Source organism: Bacillus sp. cl96, from assembly GCF_900100505.1.
In the GTDB taxonomy this organism is placed as follows: domain Bacteria; phylum Bacillota; class Bacilli; order Bacillales; family Bacillaceae_G; genus Bacillus_A; species Bacillus_A cereus.
The window spans coordinates 30,317-47,645 of the sequence record NZ_FNDM01000012.1 but is presented as its reverse complement, the minus strand read 5'-3'; the positions used below and the strand labels follow the sequence as shown (position 1 = coordinate 47,645).

Below are 17,329 nucleotides of genomic sequence, written 5' to 3'. Positions count from 1 at the left end.
AGAAGAAACTTTTTTTATTTGCAAACAGGAAAATCATACTTTCTTTCCAATATGTATAAGACATATTGAAAAGAGGAGAGAAAAATGTGGATCGAGGAATTTTTAAAGAAGTTCCATTACCGTGTGCATTTTTGGATGAAGTGGCTTTAGATAGAAATATTCAATCGATTATAGAGTTAAGTGGAAATAAGAAGATTCGTATAGCGAGTAAATCGTTACGTTCTGTTCCGATTATGCAAAAGATTTTAGCTACAAATGATCGATTTCAAGGTATTATGTGCTTTTCACCTAGAGAGGTTTTATTTTTAATAGAACAAGGATTTAATGATTTATTGCTCGGATATCCTGCTTATGATGAAAGAGCTTTGTGTGAAATTAGTTTGCTAACAAAGAAAGGTTTCATTATAACTTGTATGGTGGATTGTGAAGAGCATATTGTGTATTTAGAAAAAATTGCTGAGAAATCTAAAGGATGTTTTCGTGTTTGTTTGGATATTGATATGAGTAGTCGTTTCTTTCAATTTCATTTTGGTGTACAAAGATCCCCAGTAAAAAATGTGCAGGATGCGTTGAAAGTAGTAGAAAAGGTGAGAAGGTCATCATATTTAATGTTAGATGGTGTGATGGGTTATGAAGCTCAAATTGCTGGGGTGGGAGACCATATACCGAATCAATGGCTGAAAAGTAAAGTGATTTCGTATTTAAAGCAGAAATCAGTGCTAGAAGTGAAAGAAAGAAGAGAACATATTGTAAAAGCAATACAAAAACTTGGTATTGAGCTAAGGTTTGTAAATGGAGGCGGAACAGGAAGCATAAAAACAACTGAGAAAGATAATTCAGTTTCAGAGATTACAATAGGTTCTGCTTTTTATTCTCCGAAGCTGTTTGATTATTATAAAGAGGTGAAATTTCATCCAGCGGTCGGATTTGCTTTACCAGTTGTGCGTAAACCAGTCCCGTTTATTTACACTTGCCTAGGTGGTGGATATATTGCTTCAGGAGCAGTTGGAAAAGATAAAGAGCCTGAAGTTTGGAGACCGAAGGGTGCAAAACTATTAGCTTTAGAAGGTGCTGGCGAGGTACAAACGCCAATTTTTTATAGCGGCGAGGAACGAGTGGATATAGGAGAGTCCATTTTGTTTCGTCATAGTAAGGCTGGTGAATTATGTGAGCGCTTTCCTTTTTTGTATCGTGTTAAAAAAGGAGAGATTGTTGGGGAGTATTCAACATATCGGGGGGATGGCCAATGCTTTCTATAAAGGGACAAAAGTGGAGGAATTGGACAGGGAATGTAGAAGGAACGCCGCATTATACGATGTATCCAGAAAGTATACAAGATGTAGTAGAAGTAGTGGGGCTTGCACGAAAAAAGGGGCGGAAAATTCGTGTTGTTGGTTCAGGACACTCGTTTACACCCCTTGTGCAAACCGAAGAAGTTTTAGTTTCTTTAGATGAATTGAAGGGCATTGTGAATATTGATGAAGAGAAGATGGTCGCTGAAGTGTGGGCAGGAACAAAGTTATATGATTTAGGGAAGTTACTTGAGGAAAAAGGCTATGCGCAAGAAAATTTAGGGGATATTGATTCACAATCTATTGCAGGAGCGATTAGTACGGGGACTCATGGAACGGGTATTACCTTTGGGGGTTTATCAACACAAGTTATAGAGATTACGGCAGTTTTATCTAATGGTGAGAGTATAGTTTGTTCGGAAACTGAGAACGTAGAATATTGGAGAGCGTTTCAGTTGTCACTTGGAATGTTAGGTATCATTGTAAAGATAAAATTAAAGGTTATTCCAGCGTATTCACTCGTTTATGAAAGTGAAAAACAGTCATTATCCACTGTAATGAACAAACTAGAAGAATATAAGAAGCATCGTCATTTTGAATTTTTCGTTTTTCCTTATTCTGATGAAGTACAAGTAAAACTTACGAACGAAACAACGAATACAGGCAGTGATTTGAAATGGCATAAATTAAAGGTGGAGTTACTTGAAAATAGGATGTTCTCTTTACTATCTAAAGGGTGTAAATGGTTTCCTTCTATAAGTAAAGGAGTGAGTCGATTATCAGCTAAAGCTGTACCAAACACAAAAATAATTGGCCCGAGCTATGAAGTATTTGCTACATCACGTACGGTACCATTTTATGAAATGGAGTATAGCATTCCTTCAAAGTATATGAGGACGGTTGTAGAAGAAATCTCAAATCTTATTGAAAAGAAAAAGTATAAGGTGCACTTCCCGATCGAATGCCGCTATGTGAAAGGTGATGATATATGGCTTAGTCCAGCCTATGGAAGAGATTCAGCGTATATCGCTGTTCATATGTATAAAGGTATGAAATATGCTGCTTACTTTGGCGAAGTGGAAAAAATTTTTCTGAAGTATGAAGGGCGTCCGCATTGGGGGAAAATGCATACATTATCGTATGAGCAATTACAAGATATATATCCAGAGTTTCATTCGTTTTTACAGGCGAGGAAGTCTCTAGATGAACTTGGAATGTTTTTTAATCCTTATGCAGAAAAGTTATTTATCCCGCTATTTGCCGGGCAGTAAGACCCCCACTGATTAAATTTTTACATTATGTATATAAAAAAGCTGACAAATAATTATTTGTCAGCTTTTTTTAGTGTAATTGCATTTCTTGTATGACTAATATGTTCATAAAATAGTAGTTTATCACGGCTAAATACATGCAGTAAAACATGAATAATGAATAGGCCGTTAATGATAAATAGGAATAACAATGTAATGAGTAATACTAAAGGTTCTGTATGATTTAACATAGAGCTACTAGAAAGAATATAATTGATTCCGCCTAACGCAAAATAAAATATACCGTAGCGAATAAATAGTTCTTTTAATGTAATACGATCTGATTTTCCTTTCAGATGAATGCGAAGCAATGCTTTCCCAATTGTTTTTCCATTCGTAAAGTATGGAATAAGAATAAAATAAATAAGGATTGAACACGTAATGAAAATGAGTTCATACATATTCGTGTAAGATTGCATATTAGAAACGAAGAAAGAATTTCCTTTGTTTTTAACGACAGGTACGACGATAGATAAGAAAATCCAATCAATTTGCATCGCGATAAGGCGACGAATGAATCCGACTGGTTTCGTTTCCAAATCAATATGACTATCTAACTCGTTTGTCTTCGGAAGGAAGTACGTAAATATTGGTGCAATGATAAAACCAATTACGCCACCTAATGTATTTAAAAACAAATCATCGATATCAAATAATCGGTATGCACAATTGTATATACCGTATAATCCAGTCACTTGTGTTAGCTCGAAAAATAGTGAAAGGAAAAAGGAAATGCAAATTGTTTGTAAGAAACTACGTCGGAAATAATAACGTAAGTAAATACCGAATGGAACAGTTAATAGAACATTAAATGCAACTTGTAAAAACGCAGACTCTTTTAATAAGTAGAAATAAGTAGCTGGTTTCGTTAAAACTGCCGATGTATGACTACTAATCTCTTGTATGAAATAAAATGGTGAGAGTTGCATGTGTTGTGTATTAGCTGGTTGTAGGCTACAAGTATCAAACGTTTGTGGTAACGGCAAAATAACAAGAAAATAGGCATTTAATAAGTAAAGTAATAATGAGTATAAAATAAATGAGCGCCATTTATTTAAATAACCGTATTTTCGATAATTAAATATTAAAAAAGGGATTAAAAGAAACATTGCTAAAAAGGGGAATAAAATAAATGCTGTTTTTACTGGAAATAAATATGCAGTCAAAGTAAAACTCCTTTCAATGAAAATTCGTTTATCATTATAGCGCTAAAAATATTTAAATACAAAGTTAAAATCTTTCGAAATAGAAATAATTACTAATTTTATAGGAATTAAGTTATAATAAATTTAATATGAGGATATTATGATGATGTAAGTTGAGAGAGGGTACAAGAGATGCGATATGAACTTTTTTCTGTAAGTGGGGATCATATTACGACTTTTGAAAGTGCATGGCGTTTTCAGGAGGGAGAACAGATTTTTGTTCATGATGATCAAACAAAAAGAAACTTTATTATTATTCGTCTGACGCATGATGTATTTCAACAAAATAAACATGTTATTCGTTTGTATTGTCAAGAGAAGAAAGTGTATGCATAAGAGAAGCCCTCTTACAGTAGGAAAAGTAAGAGGGCTCTTTATCCCGCTATTTGTGGGAAGCACAATTGGTGAGGATTAAAGTTTCACTTTATCATTTTGCCCCTTGTAAGGAATAAAAAGAGAAGGGTTAATGCACATAGGTAGCATTTGATTTGGAAGAAAGTATATAGCCTTGTATTTTGTGCTTCAAAGTTACATGGCCTTCTCTTTGAGAAAGCCATGTATGGTAATCTTGTTGTGTTTTCCATAACAGACGAATCATATATTCTGCCTTATCATTTGTACGATGAACATGTGAAAACTCTATGTTAATACAACCGTTCGTTCCAGGGGAAGGATAATATTGTTTAAGCCCATAAAGTAGCTCATTTTCATATTCGTACTTAATGTGAATGAGTTTAGTAACTATAAACATATAAACACCTCTTTTACGATAATAGTAGGAAAGATAGAATTACTGTAATAGTAAACTTAAATAATATTATACTATTCAGAAAATTCTAAGTAAATAATAGATTTTAACTTAATAGAGGTATAAAAAAGCGAGTCATTCTATTACACTAGATGACTCGCTTTCAATTTGTAAGTTTTACTTTATAAGAAAATAAGAGTAAGTACACCTACGATAATACAATAGAAAGAGAAATATTTTAAATTTCCTTTTGCCATAATGTTCATAAACCATTTTAGTGAAATATACGTCATGATAAATGTTGCGATGAATGCAACGACATATGGTACGAATAATGTGTCTAGATTTGGATCATTTGCAATGTCTGTAATGCTTAACAATAAGCCACCTAAGCTAACAGGAATGTATAGTAAGAATGAGAAGCGAAGTGCTGTTTCTTGCTTCATACCAAGTAACATTGCTGCTACGATTGTGGCACCAGATCGGCTTATTCCGGGAATCAGTGCGCAAGCTTGTGCTAATCCGACGATGATTGCATCTTTCATAGAAAGGTCGCCATCATTTTTACGACCGCGTAAATTTCTAATAATCCAAAGGCCGACAGCAGTAATAAGAAGGGAAATCCCAACCATCTTCACACCTTTTAAGTACTGATCGATGTAATCTTTAAATAAAACACCAATAACACCTGCTGGAATGGTTGCAATAACAAGATAAATAATAAAGAAGAAATCTGATTTTGCGTCTTCTGCTCTTGTAAATATATAAGAGAGACCATTCTTCGTTAGACGAATTAAATCATTTCTATAAATAAGTAATACAGCTAATAATGAAGCTGAATTAACAAGTAGTTCGAAGCTAAACCCTTCTATTTTTAGTCCTAGCAAATGTTGTGCTAAAACGAGATGACCACTTGAAGAAATCGGAATTGGTTCTGTTAGTCCTTGGAACAGACCGAGAATTAAATATTTTAAAACGTAGTAAAATTGTTCCATAATAACCTCCTTGTTTATTAGTTGAAAGAAACAACTTTTCCATTATAACAAAGATATGGATGAATATTGAAAAGAAATAAATATTCAAAATAAAATAAAAATCCCTTATAGCAGTATAAGGGATTTTTATTTTTAATTAAGAAGTTACTGTTTCTTGAAGACTTTTAGACAATTGAACATCGACTTTTTCAGCATCATGAATATGATTCATAATAGTAGTATTTAATTTTTGGAACATTTGTTGTGTGTTAGCGAATTCTCGTAATATGTCATCATTACAAGACTTTTGGTTTTCGATAGCCTTAATAACATTTGTAGCACCATTTTGTAACGTTTGAATCATAACTAAAATATTTTCAATTCTAGCATTTGTATCGGCGCTCATTTCTACACCTTCATCAACTAAATGTAAATTATCTTTTGTGTTATCATATGCTTTTTCAATTTCTTCTTGAATTTTTTTCGTTAAGTTGCCTATGTTTTTTGTACTTTCTGCTGTACTTTCTGCTAGTTTTCTTACTTCATTGGCAACGACAGCGAATCCTTTACCGTGTTCTCCAGCACGTGCGGCTTCAATACTCGCATTTAAAGCAAGTAAATTTGTTTGTGCTGCAATGTTTTGAATGACTTCTACAATTTGCTCGATTTCCTTTGAGCGTTCGCTTAGATGATTCATACTATTAGACGTGCGTTGGGATTGTTCACCTAATTTATTAATTACAATAAGTAAGCGGTGAACGGATTCTTTTCCTTCATTAGAGCAGTCAATAATTTCTGCAATAGACTGAATTAAGCTTTGTTCCTTTTGCAACATTTCATTATTTAACTCATTGGAATGTGTCGTACGTGTTGAAACATTTTCGAAACATGAACTTAATTGTTGAACTAAATTTTGAAGTGTATTGTGTTGGTTATTTACAAGTTGATGCTCTTGGACAACGCTTTGTACACGATCGTGGATAGTAGAAATAGTCTCTTGTTTTTCAATATCTTTTTGTTTTAATTCTGCTTCTAATTCTTGTATACGCTCTTCTAATTGAGCAATTGTATGTTGGAGTGATTTTTTTTGAGTAAACATGTATTTATTTCAACCGCCTTCGAAAGTTATATTTTCTCTATATTTGGATTTTAGCATCTTTTGTATTTTTTAAATATAGGAATTGTTAAATATTTAAGAATCTATTACATTTTATTCATAATTCTCTTTTTTTCGTCACGAAAAATAAACTGTATTTAATCGTTTTGTAAACAAACTGTAAAATAAATCATGTATAACTGTATAAGAAGGGAGTCGGATTATGAACTATTTTAAGCGAATCAGCTGTCTAGTATTAGCAGGAATTATTGGTCTTTCTAGTACAGTCGCTGTTAAAGCAGAGTCAAACGACGAGAAACTTAACAACATGCAACAGCAATTGCAACAAAACGATGCAGAAATGCAAAAGAAAGAGCAAGAGAAGCAAGCTGTTAGTAAAGAAATTAAAGGTATCGAAAACGAACTACATAATTTAAATAATACAATTGCAAAAAATAAAGAGGATCAAGCTGCTATTCAACGTAAAATCGATGAAACACATAAGCAGATTGAACAAAAAAAGGAAGAAATTGTCGTTTTAGAGGATAAAGTCCTTGCTCGTAAAGATATTATGAGAAAACGTATGGTTTCTGTTCAAAACAGCTCAAATACAAGTTTAGTAGTAGAAGTTGTAGTAGAGTCAAAAAACTTTGCAGACTTCTTACAACGTATGAACGCAGTTTCTACTATTCTAGAAGCTGATAAAGAAATTTTACGTCTACAAGAACAAGATCTTCGTCAAATTGAAGAAGATAAGAAAACAATTGACGAAAAAGAAGCATCTTTAGTAGTAGACAAACAAAAATTAGCAAAAGCGCAAGCTGAACTGCAAGATAACTTGAAAAAACGTCAAGATAACTTACAAACAGTTCAAGCTAAATATAATGAGGTTGCAAGTCAACTTAATTTAGCAGCGGAAGAAAAAGCTAAAATTGAATCAAATATGAAGGCAGTACAAGAAACAATTGCTCGTGAACAAGAAGCAGCAAGAATTGCGGCGGAAGAGCGTGCAAAAGCAGAAGCGGCTGCAAAAGCAGAGCAAGAAGCTTTAGCGAAAGCACAAGCGGAAATTGCTGAAAAGCAAAAGCAGGAAAAAGCTAATAAACCAGCTGAACCAGTTGCTAATAATAATTCGAAGGTAGAACCTACAAAACCTGCACAACCTGAACCATCTTCTAAGCCAACTGCTGGTGGGAAAGAAATTTATGTAGAAGCTACAGCTTATACAGCTGATCCAGGAGAAAATGGTTATGCGCCAGGTCAACAAGTATTTTCTGCATGGGGACCAGGTGGTAAAGGTTATAATCTAACTGCAAACCCAGGAATGAAATTAATTGCTGTAGATCCAAGTGTTATTCCATTAGGTAAGACTGTAAATGTTGAAGGTTATGGAGTAGCAATTGCAGCCGATACTGGTGGAGCTATTAAGGGGCATAGAATTGATGTTTTAATGCCAGATAAAGGTTCATCAAGTAGCTGGGGCAGAAGAACAGTTAAAGTTACAATTTTAAACTAACAAGTAATCCAACTTTACAATACGTAGAGTTGGATTTTTTTATAATAATAATGTTAAGTTAAGTTTACATTTTGTTAAGGATAGCATACAATAATGGTGAGAGGTGGTAAATTTGACCATTTTAAACAGAGTAAAAGAATTAAGAGCTCGTTTTAACTTTACGCAAAGTGTATTAGCAGAAAAGGTTGGAGTAACGAGACAAACAATTGCTGCAATTGAAAAAGGGGATTACGTTCCTTCGTTGTTATTAGCACTTACGATTTGTGATGTGTTTCAGTTAAAGATGGAAGACGTGTTTGTTTTAAATAAGGAGGGGGAAGAGGATGAATAGAATTGTTTTTTCTTATATCATAAACGTGCTTTATACTGCTTTAGCATGCTGGACATTTGTTGAATTTTATAGTGTCATTACAGAGTTAGCAGATATAATTAAAAACGAGAAATTCCCATTTGAAGTATGGTTTAATGGAGTACCATTCATTTTATTATTTATTGGAGCAATTATAGTTACAATTTTTTATAGAATTCAAAAGAAAAAATATAAGAATTTATCTTTTTGGATGTATCCATTATTATTTCCGCTAGAAGATGAACGTGAAAAAGCGATTACGGATAAAGCTTGTCGAACAACATTTGTATCGTTATGGTTTGTGTTACCTTGTGCAGTTGGATTTTTAACTTTTTCGCCTATTATTAATGAATATCTTCCTGGATACCCATTATATATTCTATTTTCTATTTTCTTTATTCAAATGACAGTATTTCACGTATCACTATACAGAAATAAATTAGCTTAAAAAGAAACCTTCTTGCATCGGCAAGAAGGTTTCTTTTCAAGCTAATACTTGTACATATAGCGATATTATTTTATCATTTTATATAGAGTAAGATTTTGTAAGGGAAAGGAACTGTGTATGAATAAGCAAAGAATTTATAGTATAGTAGCAATTCTGCTATTTGTTGTAGGTGGCGTGTTAATTGGAAAGCCATTTTATGATGGATATCAGGCTGAAAAGAAACAGACTGAAAATGTGCAGGCTGTTCAAAAGATGGATTATGAAAAGCATGAGACGGAATTTGTAGATGCTTCCAAAATTAATCAACCAGACTTGGCGGAAGTAGCGAATGCATCATTAGATAAGAAACAAGTAATTGGTCGTATTTCGGTTCCAAGTGTTTCAGTAGAACTGCCTGTTTTAAAAGCTTCTACTGAAAAAAACTTATTATCAGGTGCAGCGACAGTAAAAGAGAATCAAGTTATGGGAAAAGGAAATTACGCATTAGCAGGACATAACATGTCTAAAAAAGGTGTTTTATTTAGTGATATAGCTTCTTTGAAAAAAGGCGATAAAATTTATTTGTATGACAATGAAAATGAATATGAGTATGCGGTTACTGGTGTATCTGAAGTGACTCCTGATAAGTGGGAAGTTGTAGAGGATCATGGGAAAGATGAGATAACGCTTATTACATGTGTATCTGTAAAGGATAATTCTAAGCGTTATGTTGTTGCTGGTGATTTAGTAAGAACGAAGGCGAAGAAGTAAAAAAGAAGGTGAACTCTTTAAAGAGTTCACCTTCTTTTTTACTAATGTTGAGAAATAATAGAATATTTTGGTTTGTATTCAAATATTATTCTATTTATGTATAATAAAGTTAGGATTCTATATTTTGGGAGGAACAAGAGTGAGACAACAGGTGAAGAAACTTCTTTTAACAACGAGTATAGCGTTATTGGTAGCTCCGATTTCAGCTTATGCACATCCAGGGCGTACAGATGCTAATGGCGGACATACGTGTCGTACAAATTGTGAGAAATGGGGATTACAGTACGGGGAATATCATTATCACAATAAACCAGCTTCTAGTAGTGGCGCAACGAGCCCAGCTCCTAGCCAGAATAATAATAGTGCTGTAGAAGCTGAGAGACAAGCAGAAGCACAGCGCAATACCGAGGCGGAAAAACAACGTAATGCAGAAGCACAGCGTAAAGCTGAAGAAGAGAGACAACGTGTAGCCGAGGAACAAAGAAAAGCTGAAGAGGCACGTAAGCAAGAGGAAGCGCAGCGCCAAGCTGATATGGAAAAAGGTCAACTTGAAGGTCAAAAGAATGGAGAAACTGATTTTAAAGCAGGAAAAAATGATGCAGAAGTGCATGTAGCTGGAAAATCTGATGCATATAAACAAGCGTTTAAAGCGACTTATGCAGCCGTATGGTCTTTAGAAGAGCAGAAGAAAACGCATTTTGAAAAAGGAAAAGAACAAGGTTTAGCACAAGAGACGATGGACGATAGTCAAGTTGCTCCAGAGTTTAAGGTAAACTTTGCAGACGGATTCAAAGTAGGGAATAAAGAAAGAACAGAAAAAATTGAAAAAGAGCAAGCTGAGTTAGGGGAAAAGACAGGGAAAGAACTAGCTGAAAAGAATCCTGGAAATAGAGAGAAAGAAGTATACGTGAAGGCATATGAAACAGCGTATGAAAAAGGCTATAAGTCTACAAAAAAGGTAGTAGAAAAGGCTGGCTATAAGTATGCATTTGAAAACTATGATTTAAAAGTTCCTGCTAAGTATGAAAGAAATGAATTGTTAAAGAAATGGTTTACTGAAGGATTTAAATCGAATAAAAAAGCAGCGGAAATTCGAGAAGAAGGGTATAAAAAGGGAGACAGCTGGTTCTCATTCTTCTATAAGAGTTTCGTACCAAGTGAATATGAAGAACATAAAGAGCTGTACGAACAAGCAATTGAAAAAGGTAAAACAGCATAAAAAAAGATGAGGAGAAATTCCTCATCTTTTTTAATCCATCCATTTCACTAATTTCTTAGAAATTAATAATAAAACACAACCTAGTACAATTGCCACAGCGCCAATAACTGTGAATACTTCAGCGTATCCAAGTGAAGTTGTGAAGCTTGCAAGTTGTCCGCCTAAAATGTTGGCGATACCTGAACTTGCTAGCCATACACCCATTAGTAAAGATGCTAATTTTACCGGTGCAAGCGCACTAACCATTGATAGTCCGACAGGTGATAAGAATAGCTCACCTAACGTATGGAAAAGATACGTAAAGACGATAAACAGTAAGTTTGCTTTTTCTGTAATGTTATGTTCATCACTACCTGTTTTTAATGTAGCGATAACGAGAATGATATAACCGATACCGAGCAAGATCATACCAAGTCCCATTTTAGTTGGGATTTTTAAATCACCCTGCTTGCGAGTTGCAAGTTTTGCCCATAATGCAGAAATGACTGGAGCAAGCAAAATAATAAATAATGGATTGACCGATTGGAACCAAGATGTTGGAACTTCCCATCCGAACACAGAGCGGTCTACAAATTTGTTTGTATATAATGTTAATGAGCTACCAGCTTGTTCAAAGCCAGCCCAGAAGAAGACAACGAAGCATGTTAAAATGACGATAACAGCGGTACGTTGTTTTTCTTTTTTTGTTAATGGTGTATCTCCTACTGATGGTTGTCCAGCAGCTGTTTGTAAATCGCGAGTTGGTTTTTTACCGATATTACCAAGGAAGCGATTTGATAGTGTTGTAAATAAAATTTGTCCAATGATCATTCCGATTGAAGCGGCTAAGAAACCGTAACGGAATCCGTAATGTACAACGCCATCAACTGTTGTTTTGAATAAATTTTCTGATAAAAATCCGCAAACGAGTGGAGCTAAAAATGAACCGACGTTAATACCCATATAAAAAATGGTAAATGCACTATCACGTTTTGGATCGTTCTCTTCGTATAATTCTCCAACCAGTGTAGAGATGTTCGGTTTGAAGAATCCGTTACCGATAATAATAAGCGCTAATCCGAGGTATAGGCCTAATTGGTTTTGCAAGGCAAATAGTGTAAGGTTACCGATTGCCATTGTTATACCACCAATTGTGATTGCTTTTCGTCTACCTAGAAAACGGTCTGTTAAGTATCCACCAATCATTGGTGTGAAATAACAGGCTCCAGTATAAAATCCGTAAATAGAGAGTGCCCATGCGGGACTAAACCCAAGACCACCGCTTACTAAAGCTGTCGTTAAATATAATGTTAATAATCCTCGTAATCCATAGTAACTAAATCTTTCCCACATTTCTGTAAAGAAGAGTAAGTATAAACCTGGAGGATGTTTCTTTTTTCTTTGTTGTTCTCTTTCTAGTTGTATCGCTGATTCCATGTTATTTTCCTCCTGACACAAACAAAAACAAAGTTAATAATTTTGTACATTTAATATTTTACTTTATTAACTATTATAAGTCAATAAAGGTTGATTTTTCAGAAGAAATTGGAAAAGAGGAATAGCTATAGAATGGGTGTTTCTTTTGTGATAGACTATGGACTATGTTTTCTTTGTAAGGAAGCGGGTTATTGTATTTTTTTATATGTGAAATTGATTTCATAAAAGATGAAATTAAAGAAGGAGAAAGAAATGAAATTGTTACAGAAAAAAGAAATTTTACTTATTAGCCTTATGTTATTCTCTATGTTCTTTGGAGCAGGGAATCTTATATTTCCACCTTTCCTTGGGTATGAAGCAGGAGAACATGTTTGGATTTCATTAGTAGGGTTTATTATATCAGCAACAGGTCTTCCTATATTAGGTGTTATCTCCATTGCAAAAGCAGGAAGTTTTCAAACGTTAGCGGGTAGGGTTCATTCTTCATTTGCAATTATTTTTCCATGTATCGTGTATGTATTTATTGGACCTGGGCTTGGTATACCACGTGCGGGAAGTTTAGCTTTTGAAATGGGGCCAGGTCAGTTATTCCCTGAAGCAGGAAACGGATTATTATTGTTTTACACAGTTATTTTCTTTAGTATTGTTTACTGGTTAAGTTTATCCCCATCTAAATTAATGGGGTTGTTTGGAAAAGTCTTGACGCCGTTATTATTATGTATGATTGCACTCATTTTTATAAAGAATATGTTTACAACGGTAGGAGATATGAAAGAACCAATAGGGAACTATGGACAAGCTCCTATGTTTCAAGGGTTTTTAGATGGATATTTAACAATGGATGCGTTAGCTGCTTTAATCTTTGGAATTGTTATTGCAAATGCATTACGTGCAAAGGGTATTGAAGATGATAAAGGTTTAGCGAAATATATGAGTATTGCTGGAATTGGGGCAGGACTATTATTATCTATTATTTATGTCATCCTTGGATATGTGGGGGCAATTAGTGGCTCATTAGGAACATTTGATAACGGTGCGAAAGTGTTAGCACAAGTTATGATTACATTATTTGGACAGGGCGGAGTCGTTTTATTAGGTCTTATTTTTACTATCGCGTGTTTATGTGTTTCAATTGGACTTGTTACGTCTAGTAGTCAATTTTTTGCGAGTGCATTTCCGAAAGTATCTTATAAATTGTGGGCATTTATAGTAAGCGTTGTTAGTATGATTTTAGCTAATTTAGGGTTAACGCAAATTTTAAAAGTATCAGTACCAATTCTTGGATTTATTTATCCAATTGCGTTAACGCTTATTATTCTAGGGTTATTCCATCAGTATATTGGAAAGTATACATACGTATATGCAGTAACTGTTTTGGTTGTAGCGATATTTAGCGCAATTGACATTTTAAATAAAAATGTAATGATGAATCAGTGGACGGCAGCATTAAAATACATCCCGTTTTATACAGAAGGTGTTGGGTGGATTGTTCCAGCTATTGTAGGCATGTGTCTTGGTTTTATCATTAGCATTTTTCTAAATAAGAATAAATGAGTAAAAAGGTGTTTTCCTATTTTGGGAAGACACCTTTCTTTTTTTGGAAAAAATACTATTGAAAATGAATAGACTAAGAGTATGATAAAGATAATTGGTAATATATAGGTTTAATGAGAGTTACGAATAAGGGGGTAGCGTATGAAGAAGGATTTGGATAAGAAAATAGAAGCACTCGAAACGGCAATTGAAACAATTCAAGAAGCACTTGCTGAATTAAAAGTGAAGCAAAGGGAAATAGAAGTAGAAAACGCTCAGCAACATGTTAGTAAGGAAAAGAAAGAATATATTGAAACGGTAATGGAGGAAAAGCCAAAAGAAGAAATAGTTAAGATAAAAGAGCCTTTGCAAGAACCTGAGTTAAAACAAGTAGATATATCGGCTTTTAAACCAGAGCCATTTAATATTATTAAGTTTTGTCAGACGTGGTTACCGCGTGTATTTGTCGGTATTATGTTGCTTGGAGTGATCTGGTTATTTAAAGCAGGGGTAGATGCTGGTTTATTAACACCAGCGATACGAATTGTGTTTGGTATCGCATTATCTATCGGGTTGTATTATATAGGAGATATTCAAATTAAAAGAGAGCGGCAAGCGTTAGGATTAGTATTAGCTGGAGGAAGTATTACCGGGATTGTTCTAACGACGTTTGCAGCACATTATTTATATGGATTTATTCCAGCAAGTGTCGCGTTTCTCTGTAATATTGCATGGGTTATTTTAGGGATTTATTTAGCGAAAAGATATCAATCGGAATATCTCACTATTTTCGTAGCGGTCGGTGCGTTCTTCGTACCATTCTTGTTAAATAGTACGACTCCTAATCCTTATATTTTCTTTGGATATGAGACAGTATTAACACTTAGTTTATTATGGTATGCGTTGAAAAATCGTTATAAATACTTATATATGATTTCTTACGCTGTTGCTGCCATTGTCCTTTTCGTTTTCTTTGCTGTTATGTCAATGTTAGTAGAGAACTTGCAAATACAGTTAACGATTGTATATGGTTTGATTCATTTACTATTATTTTGGCATATGTTTACGGAGAGAAGTTTTATACTAGAACCACGTTTGGCGATATTTAGTGCGAATGCAGTGTTCTTTATACTAGCTATTTCAAAAATACCTGATTTTACAACATGGGGATTGATTACTAGTGCATTCGTACATGCCGCTATGTTCGTATGTGAATATAGGAAAAATAGACATTCTACATTTACAAATCTCTTATTTGGTTTCGCAATGGGAGCATTTAGTTTAGCAATTTTATATGAGTATAGTTTAGTGAATGCAGCGATTGTACTATTGTTACAAGGTTTCCTCGGCATGGTCACTTCTATTAAAGTAAAACAACAGATAAAATTGTATGTTAGTGCGACGGTTTACGCAATTGGAATGATACAGACTATTTTTAGCCCGTTTGATCAATTTATTTCGGCAGGCTTTGTTGCTCATCTTATTTTAATAGGAACGTTCTATTATTGCATGAGAGAAGCGAAAGAAGTATTAGCGAGCTTCGGCAAATATATGTATTCTATAGTGCTCTATTGGTTTATGATAATTGTATTTATTACAATTACGAGAATCGGTGAAGTTTTATCTACAGATGGAAGCGTAATTAGTGTATCAGTATCGTTATTATGGATGGTATATGCATTATTTGCGGTTTGGTTTGGAAGAAATAGAAATATGAATGAAATATTATATGCTGGTTTAGTCGTTTTAGTCGTAACGGTAGGGAAGTTATTCTTACTTGACTTACCAGAGGTATCGATGATGATTAGGGCAGTGTTATTCCTAATCGTCGGTAGTATAGGTATCGTTATTTCAAGAATGTTTTTCTCGAAGGAAGAGAAGTGAGAAGAAGGCAATCCATGTATGGATTGCCTTTTTTATTATTTCTTATTAATCGTTACAGTTTCATTATATTTCGTTGTTGTATTTTGGCGTAGACGAAGCGTTGCTTGTCCAGTTGTATTTGAATCAATCTGTACATTTACAACTTTCTCAGCAGAGCCTAAGCTGTTTGTTGTGAAAGAAAATGCACTACTATATCCGAAAGTAGATGGCCAAGTGCCGTTTGCATTTTGTACTTTAGCCACTTGTGTTCCACCAGTAGTGAAGATACCTAAAGAATAGTTGTTATACGTTGTATTAGGTAGTAAGTTATTTACTTGAATCTTCATTTGGAAAATTTCATTGTTTGGTAGAATGCTAGGGTGTGTAACGACGTAGTCGCTTGTTGTTACCGCACCGTTATAACCGTATGAACCTGGTTTAAAAGTATTTGTATTAAACCATTGATAACCTGCATTTGGTGCACTCCAAGGTTCAGGTTGTGGTTCTGTTGATAAGCTTGGCTGTTCAAATGTTTGTAGAGCTGTAGGTGAATCAAGTTGTAAACCATTTACTTGATCTAAACTTGTAAATGTCTCTTTATTTGATAACCAATTTACGATGTTTTCTAATAAAATCGCATCGTTTTCTTCTTTATAACCATCGTAAGTTTTCTTTGTTTGGCCAGAATCTTCACGAACGTATTTTGGCGTAGCATCTTCAACAGGAGAAGAGTCACCAATAAAGGCAGCTTTTCCAAGTCCTACTTTTGCGATAGCAGCATATGGGCCTTCTGCAATACCACCGCCATTATAAACGCCACTATCAACAGCGTTATTCCATTTTGATGGATTTTCTGGAAGGTAAACAAGTCCTTTTGCTAGTTTTGGGTTTGTAATTGCTAGAGTAGAACCAGCATGCATTGCTACAGACGAAACACCTTTTGTAATTCCGAAAGATTGTTCAGGCGATACAATTGTTTTCGCTGAAACATCACCAAGTGCATTGTAGCGGAAGCGAATACCGAAGTTGTCAGAGAGCCAATCAGAGCTTTCAACTCCTTGCATAGCTTGTGAATTAGCTTCTTCATTAGACATTCCTTTTGCTGGATTATCCCAAGCACCGCGTCTATATCCATTAAATACTTCAGAAGAGTCCCAGCGATTTTTATTACGATCTGCATTGTAATGATCAGCAATAAAGAAGATACTACCACCATTTTTTACATATTGTAACATAGCGTCCTGCTCAGATTTTTTGTAAGGAATATTAGCTTCTGGAACGATAAATACATTGTAATCTTTTAAGTCTTCGTACGTAATAGGTGTTGATTTACGAAGTTCCTTTACGTGATATCCGTTTTTTGCAATGCCGTTTCCGAAGTCAGAAAAGCCGCCGTCAATAACCCAGTCAGCTGTCCCAGCAGTTTGACCGTGTGTATTATCGAATAATACTTTCTTCCCATTGTTTTGATTTACAACTTTTGCAGCAATTTCAGGAGCTGGGTCTACAGAGCTTTCGGCATAAGTAGACGGTATGAACGAGGTCCCTATACTTAGTGTAATTGCTGTTGCTAAAGAAAATGTAATCCATTTTTTATTCTTCATAGAAGA

Annotated in this window: 16 protein-coding genes; 10 read left to right on the top strand and 6 right to left on the bottom strand. The window is 34.5% G+C overall.

What is annotated here, in order from left to right; all coding sequences use genetic code 11:
* The first annotated feature begins 86 nt into the window (after positions 1 to 86).
* The gene (locus BLT20_RS22650) at positions 87 to 1,259 is read left to right on the top strand and encodes an amino acid deaminase/aldolase (RefSeq protein WP_000373761.1); all 1,173 of its coding nucleotides are present in this window, start codon (positions 87 to 89) and stop codon (positions 1,257 to 1,259) included.
* Entirely contained in the window at positions 1,247 to 2,563 is a 1,317-nt protein-coding gene (locus tag BLT20_RS22645) for a D-arabinono-1,4-lactone oxidase (protein ID WP_000948957.1), read from the top strand. The genes BLT20_RS22650 and BLT20_RS22645 overlap by 13 nt, the downstream gene beginning before the upstream one ends.
* A gap of 53 nt (positions 2,564 to 2,616) precedes the next feature.
* On the opposite strand, the gene BLT20_RS22640 is transcribed toward BLT20_RS22645, so the two are convergent.
* Positions 2,617 to 3,768: a VanZ family protein gene (locus BLT20_RS22640; protein WP_061685394.1), complete on the bottom strand. Its 1,152-nt coding sequence runs from the start codon at positions 3,766 to 3,768 to the stop codon at positions 2,617 to 2,619.
* Between the two features lie 171 nt (positions 3,769 to 3,939).
* Between BLT20_RS22640 and BLT20_RS22635 the strand changes: the two genes are divergently transcribed.
* Positions 3,940 to 4,143: a hypothetical protein gene (locus BLT20_RS22635; RefSeq protein WP_001268332.1), complete on the top strand. Its 204-nt coding sequence runs from the start codon at positions 3,940 to 3,942 to the stop codon at positions 4,141 to 4,143.
* Between the two features lie 127 nt (positions 4,144 to 4,270).
* Here the strand turns inward: BLT20_RS22635 and BLT20_RS22630 are convergent, their stop codons facing one another.
* From BLT20_RS22630 to BLT20_RS22620, 3 genes are all read right to left on the bottom strand, one after another.
* Positions 4,271 to 4,558: a hypothetical protein gene (locus tag BLT20_RS22630; protein ID WP_000471238.1), complete on the bottom strand. Its 288-nt coding sequence runs from the start codon at positions 4,556 to 4,558 to the stop codon at positions 4,271 to 4,273.
* A gap of 179 nt (positions 4,559 to 4,737) precedes the next feature.
* Positions 4,738 to 5,550, bottom strand: coding sequence for an undecaprenyl-diphosphate phosphatase (locus BLT20_RS22625; RefSeq protein ID WP_000434794.1), 813 nt, complete (start codon positions 5,548 to 5,550; stop codon positions 4,738 to 4,740).
* A gap of 136 nt (positions 5,551 to 5,686) precedes the next feature.
* Positions 5,687 to 6,364, bottom strand: coding sequence for a methyl-accepting chemotaxis protein (locus tag BLT20_RS22620; protein WP_000939456.1), 678 nt, complete (start codon positions 6,362 to 6,364; stop codon positions 5,687 to 5,689).
* 484 nt (positions 6,365 to 6,848) lie between these two features.
* Between BLT20_RS22620 and BLT20_RS22615 the strand changes: the two genes are divergently transcribed.
* The 5 genes from BLT20_RS22615 to BLT20_RS22595 all read left to right on the top strand — a co-directional run bounded on the left by BLT20_RS22615 (position 6,849) and on the right by BLT20_RS22595 (position 10,907).
* Entirely contained in the window at positions 6,849 to 8,141 is a 1,293-nt protein-coding gene (locus tag BLT20_RS22615; RefSeq protein WP_001105780.1) for a 3D domain-containing protein, read from the top strand.
* 112 nt (positions 8,142 to 8,253) lie between these two features.
* Positions 8,254 to 8,472, top strand: coding sequence for a helix-turn-helix transcriptional regulator (locus BLT20_RS22610; protein WP_000154019.1), 219 nt, complete (start codon positions 8,254 to 8,256; stop codon positions 8,470 to 8,472).
* On the top strand, positions 8,465 to 8,938 hold the full coding sequence (locus BLT20_RS22605; protein ID WP_001080043.1) for a DUF2178 domain-containing protein: 474 nt from the start codon (positions 8,465 to 8,467) through the stop codon (positions 8,936 to 8,938). Before BLT20_RS22610 ends, BLT20_RS22605 begins: the two co-directional genes overlap by 8 nt.
* A 117-nt stretch (positions 8,939 to 9,055) precedes the next feature.
* Positions 9,056 to 9,688, top strand: coding sequence for a class A sortase (locus tag BLT20_RS22600; protein ID WP_001041730.1), 633 nt, complete (start codon positions 9,056 to 9,058; stop codon positions 9,686 to 9,688).
* Positions 9,689 to 9,827: 139 nt separating this feature from the next.
* A complete protein-coding gene (locus BLT20_RS22595) occupies positions 9,828 to 10,907 on the top strand; it encodes a YHYH domain-containing protein (protein ID WP_001249820.1) in 1,080 nt (359 codons plus the stop codon).
* Positions 10,908 to 10,937: 30 nt separating this feature from the next.
* On the opposite strand, the gene BLT20_RS22590 is transcribed toward BLT20_RS22595, so the two are convergent.
* Complete coding sequence (locus BLT20_RS22590; RefSeq protein ID WP_000443143.1) at positions 10,938 to 12,323, bottom strand: peptide MFS transporter; 1,386 nt, start codon at positions 12,321 to 12,323, stop codon at positions 10,938 to 10,940.
* Positions 12,324 to 12,575: 252 nt separating this feature from the next.
* Here BLT20_RS22590 and brnQ point away from each other — a divergent pair, with 252 nt between their 5' ends.
* Both brnQ and BLT20_RS22580 read left to right on the top strand, forming a co-directional pair.
* Entirely contained in the window at positions 12,576 to 13,877 is a 1,302-nt protein-coding gene (brnQ, locus tag BLT20_RS22585; protein ID WP_000771687.1) for a branched-chain amino acid transport system II carrier protein BrnQ1, read from the top strand.
* A gap of 141 nt (positions 13,878 to 14,018) precedes the next feature.
* On the top strand, positions 14,019 to 15,740 hold the full coding sequence (locus tag BLT20_RS22580; RefSeq protein ID WP_000710911.1) for a DUF2339 domain-containing protein: 1,722 nt from the start codon (positions 14,019 to 14,021) through the stop codon (positions 15,738 to 15,740).
* Between the two features lie 35 nt (positions 15,741 to 15,775).
* On the opposite strand, the gene BLT20_RS22575 is transcribed toward BLT20_RS22580, so the two are convergent.
* The gene (locus BLT20_RS22575) at positions 15,776 to 17,323 is read right to left on the bottom strand and encodes a DNA-binding protein (RefSeq protein WP_000791509.1); all 1,548 of its coding nucleotides are present in this window, start codon (positions 17,321 to 17,323) and stop codon (positions 15,776 to 15,778) included.
* Positions 17,324 to 17,329: the final 6 nt, after the last annotated feature.